Consider the following 15,014-nt stretch of genomic DNA (forward strand, 5'->3'; position numbering starts at 1 on the left):
CGTCCCTCGTCCCTCGTCCCTCTTCCCCATGCCCTACCGCACCATCGCTGGAATGCGATCGCTCGTGACCGGCGCCTCGGGCGGGATCGGGCGGGCGATTGCCGTCGAGCTTGCCCGGCAAGGATCCAAAGTCGTGCTGCTTGCGCGGCGCGAAGATGCGCTTGCCGCGGTGGCCGAAGAGATTCGCAAGGCCGGCGGAGCTGCGGAATGCGTCGCCGGCGATGTTACCGATCCGGCGGTGCGGCGAGCGGCGTTGGATCGGGCGGCCGAGAAATTCGGCGGCCTCGATGGGCTGGTGAACAACGCCGGAATCGGCGCCACCGGCCGGTTCGACATGGCTCAGCCCGAGCGGCTGCGAAAAATCTTCGAAGTGAATTTCTTCGCCGCCGCCGAGCTTACGCGCGAGGCGCTGCCGCTGTTGCGGCAAGGTCGTCGGCCGATCGTGGTCAACATTGCTTCGGTGCTAGGCCATCGCGGCGCCCCGCAGATGAGCGAATATAGCGCGAGCAAATTCGCCCTGCGCGGCTTGAGCCAGGCCCTGCGAACGGAATTGCGGCCCGTGGGAATCGACCTGTTGGTCGTCAGCCCGGGAACGACCGAGACGGAATTTTTTGGCAACGTCGTCGACGGCGACGGCAAAACCCGCTGGCCGCGCTGGGGAGCCGTTTCATCGGCAGCGGTCGCCCGCGCCACAGTTCGGGCCATGCGCCACAAACGGCACGAGATCATCCCCAACCTTCCCGGCTGGTTCTTGACCTTCGTCAATCGCCTCTTCCCGCGATTGATCGACGAAGCGATGACTCGTTACGGCTGAACTACTGGCTGGCGTCGGCCGCGTCGTGGCGAATTGGGCGCCGCTGCTGGCTTGTCCAGGACAGGCCAGCAGCGGCGCCCATTCCCAAACCGCAAGCGAGCTTCCACGCAAACCGGGTTGAAAGCTCGCTTGCGGAATCGCGCTTCGGCACATTGCTCGCTCCCCAACCGGTTGGCCATTTGTTACGATTGACCGCAACCATCGGTTTTCACACACGAGCGGAGGACAATCGCCATGGTTCTGACTCCCAGCACGATGTTGCCCTTGGGCACCAAGGCGCCCGAGTTTTCGCTTCCGAATGTCGACGGCCGAACGGTGTCTCTGGCGGATTTCGCCGGGAGCCCGGCGCTATTGGTGATTTTCATGTGCAACCATTGTCCGTATGTAAAGCACGTGGCGGCGGGGCTTGCGCTGTTGGCCCGCGAATATCAGGCACGGGGCGTGGCAGTGGTGGGGATCAATTCCAACGACGCGGCCGGCTATCCGGCCGACTCGCCCGAGCAGATGGTCCACGAGGCGGAGAATCGCGGCTACACGTTTCCGTATCTCTACGATGAAACGCAGCAAGTGGCCAAGGCCTACCACGCCGCCTGCACGCCCGACTTCTACGTGTTCGACAAAGATCAAAAGCTCGTGTATCGCGGGCAGATGGATTCGAGCCGACCCGATTCGGGCATCCCGGTGACGGGCACGGATTTGCGGCGGGCGCTGGATGCCGTTCTCGCCGCCAAACCGGTTCCGGCGGAGCAAAAGCCGAGCATCGGCTGCAACATCAAATGGCGGGCGGGCAACGCCCCGGATTATTTTGGCCACGTTCGATAGGCCGCCATTCCGTGGCGGACCTTCCACGACGGAATCGCGGTCTACTTGTGGGATTCCGGCTTTTCTTGCCGCGGCGAGTATTTTTCAATGCGCCGCTGGGCTTCCTCCTCGGCTCGCTCTTCGGCTTCGACTTCGGAGCGGATCACATTGCCGAGCCACCAGCCCCACACCACATAGTGAAACGCGGCCAGCGCCGCCAGCAACAACACCATCCCGATCGCGCCGAACACGACCGGACTGACCGGACCCATCAAAACCGCGAGGATGGCAATGCCAAACAACAGCGCTCCCGCGGCCAGGATGATCGACAGCGACGATTTTCGCTTGGTCGCCGTCGGCGGTTCGTCCGGCCGTTCGGGCCGAACCGGCCGAAACTGCTCGATGCCGTTGTTCCGCGGCGCGTCGGGCTGGTGTGGATCCATCGTATGTTCCAGCCGTGCTGGCGCAGGCGGTTTTTGGAAAGCTCGGCGCTCGTCGGCGGTTCACCCTCGCTAACGCTTCGGGCTAGTATCACGCACACTCGCCCGAAGCGTTAGCGAGGGACGACGCCGCTATTGTTATTCTATCGCCGTTTGCCGTTACGAAACAAATTCCGGTTCGACTCGCTCGGGAATTACGCCCGCCTTAAAACCTTCGGCCAGGAGCCGGCGAACCGCCTCGCGGCCGCGCGGCCCGAAATCGAGCGTCCAATCGTTGACATACATCCCCACGAACCGATCGGCCCGGGCGTGATCCAGGTCGCGGCCATATTGAAGCGCGTATGCGAGCGATTCCTCGCGATGCCCCAACGCATAGCGAATGCTCTCGTGCAACAGCCGGTTCACTTCGTGAATCGCATCCGGGCCGAGATCTTTGCGAATCGCGTTGGCGCCCAGCGGCAGCGGCAATCCGGTTTGCTCGAGCCACCACGCCCCGAGATCGACCGCCAATCGTAAGCCGCGGTCGCCATAGGTGAGCTGACCTTCGTGGATCACCAATCCGGCTTGCACAGGCTGTCCCTGCCACTCTCCGGCCTCGACGGTTTCGATAATCTGATCGAACGGCACCACAACATGCCGCACGCCGACATGCCGCACGCCGACATGCTGCTCGCCGACATTCCGCACGCCGACATTCCGCTCGCCGCGGCCGAGGCAAAGCTGCAATGCGAGAAAAGCGGTCGTTAGCGTGCCGGGCACGGCGATCGTCAGCCCGCGCAGCTCGTCGAGCGAATAGTCGCGCGGAGCGACGACCATCGGGCCATAACCGTCGCCCATGCTCGCCCCGCACGGGCAGAGCAGGTATTTGTCGGTGAGATAGGCATAGGCATGAACGCTGACGGCGGTCAGCTCGAGTTCGCCGGCAAATGCACGGCGATTGAGTGTTTCGATATCGACCAATTCGTGCCGGAATTCGAAATCGCCGGTGTCGATCTTGCCGTTCGCCAGAGCGTGGAACATGAACGCGTCGTCCGGATCGGGGCTATGTCCGACGCGAATGAGTTGCTTGGTTGCAGTCACGAAAATCTCCTTGAGAAAGGCCGCACGGACTATGGCCTGCAGGCGCCACAGCGCTCGCAACGCAGTTTCGTCCAGGCAGCCTCGAATCTTACGGCCTCGCCCGCCATGATAGGCGTCGCCGGCTCTGGGCGTCAAACGACACGGCCGATACATTGGGCGTTGTCGCCGGACGCTCGGCTATCGATCCATGGATGTCGAGCATCGGGCAACGCCCGACCAATCTAACCGCCATTCTTGCCGTGCCATAACCGATGATTACGAGCCTGCAAAATCCGCGCGTCAGGGAAGTGCTCGCGCTGCGCGACGGCCGGCATCGCCGCCGGCAGGGGCGGTTTTTGATCGACGGCACGCGCGAAATCTCGCGCGCTTTGGCGGCGGGGATCGAGATCGAAGAAGTCTTCGTTCGGCCGGCGCTGTGTGGGGGCGACGATGCGGCGGCAGGCCAATTGCTGCGGGGATTGGCTGCGGCGGCCGTCAGGCAAACGGAAGTGTCGCCGGCGGTGTTCGAGCGGCTGGCATTCGGCGAACGGGCAGAAGGGATCGTGGCGGTGGCCCGACCTCCGCACACGACGCTCGACGATTTGCAGTTGCCTAATTGTCCGCTCGTGGCAGTGTTGGAGGGAGTCGAAAAGCCGGGAAATGTCGGGGCCGTATTGCGCAGCGCCGATGGGGCAGGCGTGGCGGCACTCCTCGTCGCCGACGGCGGAACCGATCTCTATAATCCGAACACGATTCGGGCCAGCTTGGGCACGATCTTTACGCTTCCCGTTCGTGCGACCACGGCCCTTGCCGCGCGCGATTGGCTCGCGAGGCGGAATATTCCGACGTTTGCAGCCCGTGTCGATGCCGCAAAAGATTACACGGAAGCTGATTTCACAGGGCCCGCGGCAATCCTATTGGGAAGCGAATCGCACGGACTATCGACCGCATGGTCTGGCTGCACGACGTCGATTCGCCTGCCGATGCTCGGCGCCGCCGACAGCCTCAACGTTTCGGCGACCGCGGCCGTGCTGTTTTATGAAGCCCTGCGGCAACGCGCCTCATCCGCGACGGAGTCGCCGTCGATGTAGCCCGCCGCTCCGCGGCGGAAGCGCAGTAGCATCGTGTTCTGCACTCGAAGCCTGGCACTGGCATAGCCAGTGGCACACGGGCAGCGGGCATAGCCAGTGGCACACGGGCAGCGGCAATATCAATTGCCTTTCCGTTGGACGTCGCATCGCGGTCTCGCGGGGATTGCGTAAAAGCAGTACAATCGTTTAGTTTTTACGGTGCCCGCAGGAAAGGGGCCAGCCGGATTTCGGTTTTTCATCATTGGTCAGCAAGGGATTCGCATGAGCCAAGCTGAAGTTGCACCGTCGATTGCGGCGGAAAAATTGCCCCTCTCCGAGCTTTCCGCTCAAGCGCTTTACGATAAGTGCGTCACGATCGCGCGGAACCTGTGGTGGAGTTGGCATCCCGAAGTGACGAATCTGTTCCGCGATCTCGATCCGATCCGCTGGCGACAGTTGGACCACAATCCGGTCGCCCTGCTGGCCGAATTCACGCCCGAACGATTGGAAATGCGGGCGGCCGAATTGGTGCTTTATAGCCGCATCAATCATGCTCATCGGCGGCTGAAAGAATATCTGAACCGCCGGCAGGATTGGAGCACGACGCACGCCGCGGTGCTGGGGGCGAAGCCGGTCGCCTATTTCTCGGCCGAATTCGGTTTGCACGAATCCGTGCCAATTTATTCCGGCGGCTTGGGCGTTCTGTCGGGCGACCATATCAAAAGCGCCAGCGGCTTGGGCGTGCCGCTGGTGGCGATCGGCTTGTTCTACGATCAGGGCTATTTCAAGCAGCACCTCGATATCGACGGCTGGCAACACGAAGAATATCTCGACACGAAAGTGGAAAACGTGCCCATGGAACCCGCGGTGGGCACCGATGGGCAGCACATCGTCGTGCGCATCGACACGCGCACCGGTCCGCTGCGGGCCAAGGTGTGGAAGATGCTTGTCGGCCGGGTGACATTGTATCTGCTGGATTGCGACGTGGACTCGAATCGGCCCGAGGATCGCGAGCTGACCAGCCGCCTCTATGGCGGCGACACGCGGACGCGAATTCGCCAGGAACTGGTGCTCGGCGTCGGCGGGATTCGGGCTCTCAAGGCGCTCGGCATTTCGCCCGGCGTCTATCATTTGAACGAAGGGCATAGCGTTTTCGCCACGCTCGAAGCCATTCGCGAGCGGATGGAAGAAGATGGCATGTCGTTCGACGATGCGCTCCGCGAAGTGTCGCAGCATGTCGTGTTCACCACCCACACTCCGGTGCCCGCCGGGCACGATCGCTTCGACGGCGGCTTGATCGAAGAGCATCTCGGTCCGCTGCGCGATCAGTTGGGGATTTCGTTTCAGCAATTGATGGGGCTCGGCCGCGTCGAGCCGCACAATGAGAGCGAGTCGTTCACCATGACCGTGCTCGGGCTGAAGCTTTCGCGGCGGGCGAATGCCGTCAGTTCGCTGCACGGGCACGTCAGCCGCCGGATGTGGGCCCATCTCTGGCCATGGCGCGTCGAAGACGAAATTCCGATCGGGCATATCACCAACGGCGTGCATGTGCCGACGTGGCTCGCGTGGCAAATGCAGCAGCTCTACGACCGGATTTTTCCCGCCGATTGGATGCGCCGCATGGGCGAGCCGGAAACGTGGCGCGAAATCTATCGCATCGATCCGGGCGAACTTTGGGAAACGCACTACAGCCTGAAAAATCTGCTGCTGCAATTCGTTCGCCGCCGAGTGAGCCGGCAATGCCGCCGCCGCGGCGAAAGCGATGAAGTCGTCGATCGCGCGCGGAGCCTTTTGGATCCGAACGTGCTGACGATCGGCTTTGCCCGCCGGTTTGCCACCTACAAGCGGGCCGATCTGATTCTCACCGATCCGGATCGATTCTGCCGGCTGCTCAACGATCCGGCGCGGCCGATTCAGATTATTTTCGCCGGCAAGGCCCATCCTGCCGACGAGCCGGGTAAGCGGCTGATCAAGAAGATCGCCAATCTGAGGCACGATCCGCGATTTGCCAATCGGGTCGTGTTCGTCGAAGACTACGACGTGAATGTCTGCCGGCATTTGGTGCAAGGCGTCGACGTGTGGATGAACACCCCTCGCCGCCCGCTGGAAGCCTCGGGCACGAGCGGACAAAAGGTCGTGCTCAACGGCGGCTTGAATCTTTCGGTGCTCGACGGTTGGTGGGCCGAGGCCTACGACGGCACCAATGGCTTCGCGATCGGTAGAGGCCATTCGCACGTTTCCGAAGAACAAGGCGACCGCCGCGACGCGGAGGACTTGTATCGCGTGTTGGAGAACAAGGTGATTCCGCTGTTCTACGAGCGCGACGCCGACGGCCTGCCGCGGCACTGGATCCAGATGATGATGAACTCGATCAGTTCCTTGGCATGGCGATTCAGCGCCCACCGCATGGTGATGGACTATGCAAAGGCGTGCTACGTCCCCGCCGCCGGCGGCCTAAGCTGCGAAATGCCGGGCCGATAGCGCCGCTGCCACGTGATCTTCGGGCGCGGCCGGCCGCCGACGGCGTATCGTCAAACGCAGTTCTCCGAACTTCTTCGGTAGTCTCGGCTTCTGAGCATAATTGCTGCGCGGATCGCGACGGCTTAGTGTGCGGCAACGCTTTTTTCTACGCCCGGCGCGAAAAAATTCTTTATCGCCGCGCGAGTGCGCCGGTTATAGTTAAGGATGACCGCCGTTGGCGGCGGGCTCGAGCTTTGCCCCACGAACCATCGGCCGGCGCCATCCGTACTCAAGACCGCCTAATCTTACGGAGAGTCGTGTCATGTCCAAGCCTCGCTGGTCGGTTGCGGCGGTGATGACGCTCGGGTTGGCTGCCGGTGTGGCGAACGCTGGGCAGCCGTGGAAGGGGGTGGCGATCATGCCTGCCTCCATGGCCACCAGCATCCAGGCCGACGACGGGTCGCCGGTGAGCATGTATGACATCACCTGGCCGGCCACGGTCACACGTACCCGAGGGCGCTCGGCGTGGGTCCAAGACGACGGCGGCGCCAGTGCGTCGCAGGCCGGCGGATGGATCTATTGCGACGACGCGGTGCGGCTCGAAAGCGCACGCGATCATTACTCGAGCCAGTTGCGCAAGAATTCCGTGCGCGGCAACGACGCGGCCTGGCTCTACTGGATGCGCGGCATCTGCTGGGAGAACTCGGGCGACGCCGGGGTTGCGATCGTCGATTATCGAAATGCCTTGCGCGCCGAACCTCGCACCGGCATCGACGACATCTACATTCGCTTGGGCCGGCTTATTTCCCAACAGCAATTGCTGAAAGGCCGCGGCTATTACAACCCGAAGACGCGCGAAACCTGGGAATCCTTTTTCAACCGCGCTCAGCAGATCAATCCCAATCGGCCCCGGTTGTTCTACGAATGGGGATTCGCACTCAGCCAGGCTTGCGCCTGCACGCAGATCAAGTCGATCGATGGAGCCCGAAAAGGCCCGGAGCCAAAGGAACAGAGCCAATCCTCGGACCGCGGGCCGCAGCAAAATGGGGAGCCGATTGCCGAAAATTTGCCGGTGGGCCGATCGCCGTCAAAACCGTTTGCGGTCGTGTCGCTGGTCGGGCTTGATACCAGCGACGACACGCGGAGCACGACGCAACCCGCGAATCCAGCGAATTCCCTGCGCGGGCTGCGGCCGGCTGGGAAATCGCTGGAATCGCTTCCGGCCGTTGCGCCGCAGCCCGCGACCACGTCGCCATCGCCGGCGGCCGTGGTAGCCGCTCCTTCCGGCACTGAACCCAGCGGACCATCTTCCGAGGGGGCGGCGGCAGCCGTCGAGGCGGTGTGCAAATACCAGGAGGCCGAACGTCTTAGCCCGAATTGGTGGCAGATTCCGTTGGCCCGCGCCGAACTGATGCTGAATCAATGCGACGCGGAATCGTCCCACGGCGATCGAATGTTGATCCCCAAAGTCGATCCAGTGTTTCTCAACCAAATGCTGGCGAATCATCGCGTCTGGCTGGCGCGACAGACCGATCCTTCGATGGCCGCCCCGATTAGCGCGGTCCCGGTCTCTGCCGACGCCGGCCGCGGCGATCAGGCTATGGCGGCCACGGCCGCGGCAAGGAAGCATCCGACCGTCGACGTCGTCGCGATTGCCATCGACGATTTCGATCGGGCGATTAGTCTCAACCCGAACGCGCTCGATGCCTATCGTGATCGTGCCGAGGCATTGCGTTTGGCCAATCGCATGGACGAGGCGCAGCAAAGCGCGGCGATGGCCTGCAATCTTTGTTATTATCGGCAATGGAGGAGCTTGCGCACGTTGGCGCAGGTCTGCAACGACAGCGGTCAGTATGAATTGGCCGCCGACTACGCGTTGCGAGCCGCGCAACTGACTTCGGGCCAAGAGCGAGACCGCTTCTTATACCTGTGGGCCAACTACGGCGCGCGAGCGACGGGCCCGACAGAACTGTTGGCCGCGAGCGCGGCTGAAAAGGCGGGCTATGTCGCCTCCACCCGCGGCCTGGACGACGATCACGCAAAAGCGCCGGCCCGGATCGAGCCGCCGCCGGGGTTCGTGTCGCTGACCGGCATGGCATCGCCCGATTGACGGCCGACGATCGACCGCGAAAATCTCGGCGTGGCACGAAACGTCGCGGCGATTACAATCGCGGCTTGGTCTGATACGTAGCAGGCACACTCCGTGTGCCGTCGGCGTTACGCAGTGCGCGACCCGCCACATTGCGCAGACGGCACACGATGTGCGCCTGCCACTTCGGCCGCGGCTTCGCCATTATTCCAGCGGCATCACTGCGGCGATGGAAGCACCGGCGAGGCGGTGTTGGCGTTGATGGATTGTTGCAAGCCGGGGATGATCGAATAGGGCGCCGCGGGAGCTGCCCCCGGCGGAGCATATTGCTCTTTCAGGCCCTTGTTGTTGAGCTGCTGGTTCAGAAAATAGAGCTTCTGCTTGGCATCGTCGATGTCGTCGTTCAGAAGCTTCTTGGACTCGGTGTCTTGCGCGGCAGTTTTCTCCAGCAAAAGACTCAACCGCCGGATGCGATCTTGAAGCTGCTGTTCGAGTTCGAGTTCCTGGGCCGGCGTGATATTCAAGAGGCTTTGATTCTGTTCGGTGACGCCGACCGTGGCTTTGACCACCGTGACGCCATTCTTTTGCGTGGTCGGCAGGCCGAGCGGATCGAGGTAGTAGGTCACCTCCTTCGTCAACAACTGCGGCGGTTCGTGAATGGCGTAGTCGAGGATCGCCAGCGTCAGCTTCGTCAATTCGTCGCGCCCGTCGTTCGTGACCCAGACGTAAACGCCGCAATAGTGCCCCACGAGCAGGCAGGGGCATTTGGGCACTTGCTTTTCGCAACCCACGTGAAACCAGCAATGGCTTTTCAGGCATTCGGAAGTAATCGTGCCGCTGGCGAGGTCGCTGATCGTGCGGCCCGGCGGCGGGTCGGAATCGCCGGTGTAAAACGTGTTGAAGCGGGCTTGGCAATCCGGGCAGCTTCGAGAGGCGCCGCCATAACCGCAATTGCTCACCGCCAGTTGATAGGCGCAGCGCATCAGCTCGAGCTTGCGCGGATCGTTGATCGGCGTGAGGGTGAACGATTCTTGCTGCGACCGCTGGGCGTTGGCCGTGAGGCCGAGGGCGGTAAGCAGGAAATCGGAAAAGTGGTAGGGGCTGGCGGCCCTGCTCGCGGTGCCGCCGGAAACGATTGGGCGGCTTCCACCCGCCGACACGCCCCCATTGACCTGATCCGTGACGATCGCCGCCCCTTGGTTCGGATAGGCGAAATACGGCATCGCATTGTAGTTGTAGACGAACATCGCCAGATTGTTCAGCACCTGCTGGGTTTGGATGTCGCCCACGGTGGTGGCTTGGTTCACGGAGTCATTTCGCAATTGCTCGTGCGTGCAGCCGGCGGTGACGCTCGCGAGGCCGACAAACACCGCGAAGATATATCGGTTGCGTGTCATATTCGGTCTGCCTTCTGAACGAGCCTTTTGCGGTCGAACGTTGGCCCCAATCGTTTGCGCCGCCGGAAGCTCTCACCGGGATGGCCGGCACAGCCGGTTTTCGCGGCGTCTCGGGCAACGGCGCTACAACCCTTGCGCCGCGACGAATCGGAGTTTTCGCCACGAACCCTATTTACGATCGGTCCGGCCCCCCCCGATCTTCAGGCACCAAAGCTACGGCTGCTTCGATTCCTACGATCGGAATAAAGCAATCGATGGCGAGCCGCAGAAGGCGAAGAACGGCGTGCGAACAGGTTAGCGCCGCCGGAAGAACCGATTCGTTTTAACACCGTCTGCCTGCCGACCCATGCAAGCTGCAGAGGCCGTCTGACGTTCCACAGGGTGAATTTGGCGTCAGACGGCACGCTGATGCGGCAAGCCCGAACCGAGCTTGACAAACATTGCCGGTTAGCGGCCCGTTTCCGCGCTGACTCGCCAGGATTGCAGCATTAGATGCGCTTGGGCGGAATCGTCGGCTTCCAGGCCTCGCAGGCCGCCTTCGCCGTACATCGCCTTCTGCAAAAGTTGCCCAAGCGGCGAGGTCAGCGCGGGATTGTCGTCGCCGCGGCTTCTAGGGGGCAAGGTGCGCTGCTCCAAAAAGCTGAAGTCGGGAGACTGACGGCCCGCTTGCCGCGGCATCGCGATCAATACGACGTGCTCGTTGCCGACCGGCTTGGCGGTAACACGGGCCGGCCGAGTGGAAAAATGCCCGCCATTCTTCGTCAGCAAATTGTCGGTGCCCGAGCCGGGCCGCGGATAGATTGCCACAATGCCAAAACCGGCATTGATATACAGCAGGCTGACGGCGACATCCGAGCGGCCGAGATTGGTCATCCGCCAGCCGACATAATCGCCGGGAACGAGCACGAGCGGTCCCTTCGAAAAGTCGATCGGCCGGCCATTGCGGTCCGATTTGCTTTTGTAGCGGAGCAACTCCAATTTGACGTTTGGTTGCGACGAATCGGCAGCAGAGCCGGAGCGGGCATCGACATCGGCGGCAGTTTGCTCCATTTGAGTAAGATTGAGCAAATTCTGGGCGCGGGCAATGGTCGTCATGTCGTCGACGATGTCGGCAACCGCATTATCCTCCGAAACGCCGAACTGCGGTGCTTCGGGCGGAAGATCGTCGCGGATTTGCGCGGTGTCTTTCGATAGTAGATTCAACTTGCCGTCGCGCATTTGAAGAATCCACTGCGCCGCCGCCGGATTGTCGACGAATTCGCACAGCGATCCTTCCGCGGCAAAAGCGGTCTTCAATTGGCTGGCGAGCGCCTTCAGGCTTGCATGGCCGGCCACGCCGGCGACTATCCCGGCCCGCGCTGCCGCACTTCCGGCGGTCTCCGCCGCTCGCCCGCCGGTGTGCATCGGCACCGTATCGACGGCGAGCCTGACGCGCAGCGAGCCATGATCGGTCCGGACGATTTCGAACACGCCGCCCGCCGGAAGCGAACCCATCCGCGGAATTGGCGTTCCCTCGTATGCCGAGGGTTCAGCGTCGGATTCAAGCAAATCGCAACTGCGAACCGTGGCATAACCGAGCACCGTTTTCGCATCCGCTTGATCGGCCGACGGATAAAGTGCGACGATGCTACCGGGCGTCAGACCCTCGACCGAACCCTCGTTGACCGATAGTTCGTGGCTGCCGCTCTTTGCCCATTGCCGCCGCGACCTGTCCGGCCAGCGCTCGACTCCCAGCACTTCCCGATCTTGCGCCAGGCCTTCGACGACGGGCGTCGGCGGCGCGGTCAGACCCCATTGCGGATAGCGCTGGCGGACGAGGCTCGCCAGCTCGCCGTACGTAATCGGATGGGCGGTGCGGCTCAAGATGTCGATAACGGCATAGGTTAGCAATCCTTGAACCCGCTGCGGCTGATGCTGGACCGGGTCGCAGGGCATGGGCATTTCAAGCTCCGATTCGTCGCGCTGCGCGGCGTAGAGGCCGACATAATCGGGCGATTGCGGGCCGAAATCGAAGGCCGGAGCATCCGAATCCGCCGAACGCGTGCCCGAGCCGGCTTGGTTCACGGTCCGGCGGGCGCGAGCGATATCGCGGGCCTTGTCCAATTCCGCTTTTGGAATGCCGAGATCTTCGGAGGATACGTTGCGCCGCATGATCTTGTTATCGCCCGCGCCGCCGCCGCGCAGAACCCATCCCGAGCAGCATGCATCGAGCACGACCCACAGCCGGGCTTTTTTGTACGTGATCTGCTTGCACCAGGTGCGCAGCTCGTAGTCGGCAATCGCCCGGTCGACGAAGCGGGTTTTGCCATTCCAGCGGCCGCAGTCGCAGGGCAAAAACATCTGGTCGTAGCCGTCGGGCTTGATGTACGTCGGATCGGGATTTCCGTGCTCCGGTTGCTGGCTGCCGTGGCCGGCCATGAGCAGCAAGACCTGATCGCCGCTTTGGGCCGAGTCGATCAGTTTCTGGATTTCGCGTTCGATATTGGCCCGCGTCGGCCGGAAGTCGGCCCCTTTCGCCGCTGCTTCCAGCTCCGAGAGAACGACGATCGACGCGGCGGGAACCGCGAGGCGCCTCGGGTCCGTCAGAAATCGCCGCACCAAGTCAACATCGTTGGCCGGACCGTTCAGCCATTTGGCTTGGTCGAAATTATCGTATTTCGTGCATCCGACGAGCAGCGCGTGAAATCGCTCGCCATGGATCGTGCCGGGCGCAGCGGCCGGCGCGCCGTTCGCCGGCGAGGCGGAGTGGATCGCGTCGGCCGAAAACGCCGACGGGCCGTTCATCGAAAGCCATACCACGATCGCCGCAAGCACGGCGGGAAGGAACCGGTCCAGAAATGCCGTCGGGTCTGAAAGCACGCGAAGCGTTGTATCACCGTCGCCTCTCAAGAGATCTCGGCAAGACATGGGCGAAGCTCCTGTGGCGCAAATTTTCTTCCGCCATCTTCACCCACCTGATGGCGGGATGCAAGGCCGCGGCTCCGTCGCAGATTCGCACCGATTGATCTGCCACTGGCAAGCGAAGACGGCCAGGGCGACGTGCGACCCAGATTTTTTCAAGAGGTCGAGGCCGCTAAATCTAAGCCGGAGCCTCAATCCAAGAGGGGACGTTGAACGTCAACTCGCCTGGAGGCGCCGGCAGGCTGCGCTTGCCAACGCCATACAAGCAAACTGCCGCTCCCAGCCGGTTTTGGTTGGAGAAGATCAATGGCAATGGTCGCCGCGCTGGGCGTCGCCGTTCTCTTCGGCGACCGCCACTTCGATTTCATTGATCACCGATGCCCCGCCGCAGAGCCGCATGGCTGCTGTCTGCGCCAGTTGCTTACAATAGAAGGAGCCGCACCGGCCGCGCAAGAATATCCCGGCCGAGTCGATTCGCACATCCAGTTCCTGCACTCCACCGTTGGTCTCATGGCGCACGGTCCGTTTGATGCGCAACGCCAGTGCTCGAAGGTCTGCCTTTGGAGTTGCGGAGAAGCGGTCGAAAGCCGCCGAATCGTGAGAAAGCTTGTCCATGATGGAGCGACTGGTGAGCGGGATTGCGTGGTGCGGTTCTCGAAGCGCCGGCAGAGATGGCAAACAAAATTTACAGCAACACGTATGCCGCTGCGCCTCCCACGCTCGGATGGGTCGACTCGGTCTGCCGCCTGCAGCCCGATCGCGCCACAAAGACTCGGCCGAAAAATAACTTCCGCTTTTCGAACCCCTCAACCTGCCCTCTCCCGCAAGGGGCGAGGATGCTGCGGAGAGGTTTTTTTCAGTCGATCTTAAGACGCCGCTGTTTCGCCGCACATTGCCACTGGGAATCATTGCCGCAGGGCGCCGGCGAATCATAGCACCACGATCGAATTCACGATCTCGACGTCGCCTACTGCCAGCCGAACTTGCTCTTGCGCAAGCTGCTTGTGGTAGAAGCTCGTAACCATGCCGCTCAGAAGGAGCGAGTTGCCCGCTTGCTCGACGCGCACTCCACGCAGCGCGGCGATCGGACCATCGGTCAACGCCGCCTGGGCCGCGGTTCGCAGATCACTTGCCCCAAAATCGAGTTCGGTTCGCAAAGCCATAACGACCATCCATGCCGAACGTAGTAAAGCAACAACCACTCTAACGGGCTGCGAATTGAAATGTCAATGGCGACATATAAAACTCATCAGACGAACAAAATACGTCAACACGACGCCGCCGGGCGACCTGCGGTAAGCCGCAGCCGACGCGTCATGATGCCCCACTACGCGCATGGCCGAAATGCCGTTGGTGGCCAAGGTAGAGAATGGCTTGGCACAAATCGCACACGCGATTCCTCGCCGACGCTCGCCCGATGCTGGCGATCGTTCCGCAAGCAACTTGATTCCGCAAGATTGCCGGGCAAACGGGTTATTCGTCCTGCGGAAGCGTGCTGAACTCGATCGTTTCCGCGTCGCCCGGCTCGGTGAATTCCGTGAATTCCATCGCTGCGGCCTCGAAGGTCGCCGTTTCGGCGCCGCCGACCGTTGTCAAATCGTCTGGTGCCAAATCTTCGGCCTCGGGCTCAGTGCCTTGCGGAAGCGGCTCGTCGACTGGCAATAGTTCCGCTTCCTCGTCCTCTTCCGGTTCGGGCGGCTTTTCACGGTCCAGGGCGAGCGTCGTCAAGACGCCGACGCACGACGCCAGCGACAAACCGATCGACCCCAAAGCGACCGGCGCCAACCAACCCGGCAACTTCCCGGCATTTGCGACCCGGTTCTCCCCCTGCTTCTCGGCCGCATACATTCCGGCCGCGAACACGATGAGCCCCAAGCCCGTCAAAACGCAGAAGGCGATTTGCAACTTTGTCAGCACGGATCAAACCTCGACGATCGAATACGAATCAGAGTGGTGCCGCCGCGCGACCCCGGTTCAAGCCAA

12 protein-coding genes are annotated in these 15,014 nt (G+C 62.2%); 5 read left to right on the top strand and 7 right to left on the bottom strand.

Annotation, left to right across the window (positions count from 1 at the left end):
• Positions 1-28 precede the first annotated feature (28 nt).
• Together VHX65_02155 and VHX65_02160 are read left to right on the top strand one after the other, a co-directional pair.
• On the top strand, positions 29-814 hold the full coding sequence (locus VHX65_02155) for an SDR family oxidoreductase (protein ID HEX3997330.1): 786 nt from the start codon (positions 29-31) through the stop codon (positions 812-814).
• Positions 815-1,048: 234 nt separating this feature from the next.
• Positions 1,049-1,636 carry a thioredoxin family protein gene (locus tag VHX65_02160; protein HEX3997331.1) on the top strand — a complete coding sequence of 196 codons (588 nt, stop codon included), beginning with the start codon at positions 1,049-1,051 and terminating at the stop codon, positions 1,634-1,636.
• 41 nt (positions 1,637-1,677) lie between these two features.
• On the opposite strand, the gene VHX65_02165 is transcribed toward VHX65_02160, so the two are convergent.
• Both VHX65_02165 and VHX65_02170 read right to left on the bottom strand, forming a co-directional pair.
• On the bottom strand, positions 1,678-2,058 hold the full coding sequence (locus VHX65_02165) for a hypothetical protein (protein ID HEX3997332.1): 381 nt from the start codon (positions 2,056-2,058) through the stop codon (positions 1,678-1,680).
• 156 nt (positions 2,059-2,214) lie between these two features.
• Entirely contained in the window at positions 2,215-3,135 is a 921-nt protein-coding gene (locus tag VHX65_02170; protein ID HEX3997333.1) for an MqnA/MqnD/SBP family protein, read from the bottom strand.
• A 251-nt stretch (positions 3,136-3,386) separates the two neighbouring features.
• Between VHX65_02170 and VHX65_02175 the strand changes: the two genes are divergently transcribed.
• From VHX65_02175 to VHX65_02185, 3 genes are all read left to right on the top strand, one after another.
• On the top strand, positions 3,387-4,205 hold the full coding sequence (locus VHX65_02175) for an RNA methyltransferase (GenBank protein HEX3997334.1): 819 nt from the start codon (positions 3,387-3,389) through the stop codon (positions 4,203-4,205).
• Positions 4,206-4,466: 261 nt separating this feature from the next.
• On the top strand, positions 4,467-6,665 hold the full coding sequence (glgP, locus tag VHX65_02180; GenBank protein ID HEX3997335.1) for an alpha-glucan family phosphorylase: 2,199 nt from the start codon (positions 4,467-4,469) through the stop codon (positions 6,663-6,665).
• 301 nt (positions 6,666-6,966) lie between these two features.
• Positions 6,967-8,754 (top strand): hypothetical protein, encoded by a 1,788-nt coding sequence (locus VHX65_02185; protein HEX3997336.1) that lies wholly within the window; start codon positions 6,967-6,969, stop codon positions 8,752-8,754.
• A gap of 197 nt (positions 8,755-8,951) precedes the next feature.
• On the opposite strand, the gene VHX65_02190 is transcribed toward VHX65_02185, so the two are convergent.
• The 5 genes from VHX65_02190 to VHX65_02210 form a co-directional block, all read right to left on the bottom strand.
• Entirely contained in the window at positions 8,952-10,130 is a 1,179-nt protein-coding gene (locus VHX65_02190; GenBank protein ID HEX3997337.1) for a hypothetical protein, read from the bottom strand.
• A 447-nt stretch (positions 10,131-10,577) separates the two neighbouring features.
• Positions 10,578-13,037: a caspase family protein gene (locus tag VHX65_02195; protein HEX3997338.1), complete on the bottom strand. Its 2,460-nt coding sequence runs from the start codon at positions 13,035-13,037 to the stop codon at positions 10,578-10,580.
• 297 nt (positions 13,038-13,334) lie between these two features.
• A complete protein-coding gene (locus tag VHX65_02200; GenBank protein HEX3997339.1) occupies positions 13,335-13,646 on the bottom strand; it encodes a BON domain-containing protein in 312 nt (103 codons plus the stop codon).
• A 314-nt stretch (positions 13,647-13,960) separates the two neighbouring features.
• Positions 13,961-14,194, bottom strand: coding sequence for a BON domain-containing protein (locus VHX65_02205; protein ID HEX3997340.1), 234 nt, complete (start codon positions 14,192-14,194; stop codon positions 13,961-13,963).
• Between the two features lie 310 nt (positions 14,195-14,504).
• Entirely contained in the window at positions 14,505-14,948 is a 444-nt protein-coding gene (locus VHX65_02210) for a hypothetical protein (GenBank protein ID HEX3997341.1), read from the bottom strand.
• Between the last annotated feature and the right edge of the window lie 66 nt (positions 14,949-15,014).

It is taken from the genome of Pirellulales bacterium (assembly GCA_036267355.1).
In the GTDB taxonomy this organism is placed as follows: Bacteria; Planctomycetota; Planctomycetia; order Pirellulales; family DATAWG01; genus DATAWG01.

Coding starts and splice junctions, on each gene's coding strand:
- VHX65_02155 (HEX3997330.1), top strand. CDS start 29: ATGCCCTACCGCACCATCGCTGGAATGCGATCGCTCGTGACCGGCGCC.
- VHX65_02160 (HEX3997331.1), top strand. CDS start 1,049: ATGGTTCTGACTCCCAGCACGATGTTGCCCTTGGGCACCAAGGCGCCC.
- VHX65_02165 (HEX3997332.1), bottom strand. CDS start 2,058: ATGGATCCACACCAGCCCGACGCGCCGCGGAACAACGGCATCGAGCAG.
- VHX65_02175 (HEX3997334.1), top strand. CDS start 3,387: ATGATTACGAGCCTGCAAAATCCGCGCGTCAGGGAAGTGCTCGCGCTG.
- glgP (HEX3997335.1), top strand. CDS start 4,467: ATGAGCCAAGCTGAAGTTGCACCGTCGATTGCGGCGGAAAAATTGCCC.
- VHX65_02185 (HEX3997336.1), top strand. CDS start 6,967: ATGTCCAAGCCTCGCTGGTCGGTTGCGGCGGTGATGACGCTCGGGTTG.
- VHX65_02190 (HEX3997337.1), bottom strand. CDS start 10,130: ATGACACGCAACCGATATATCTTCGCGGTGTTTGTCGGCCTCGCGAGC.
- VHX65_02195 (HEX3997338.1), bottom strand. CDS start 13,037: ATGTCTTGCCGAGATCTCTTGAGAGGCGACGGTGATACAACGCTTCGC.
- VHX65_02200 (HEX3997339.1), bottom strand. CDS start 13,646: ATGGACAAGCTTTCTCACGATTCGGCGGCTTTCGACCGCTTCTCCGCA.
- VHX65_02205 (HEX3997340.1), bottom strand. CDS start 14,194: ATGGCTTTGCGAACCGAACTCGATTTTGGGGCAAGTGATCTGCGAACC.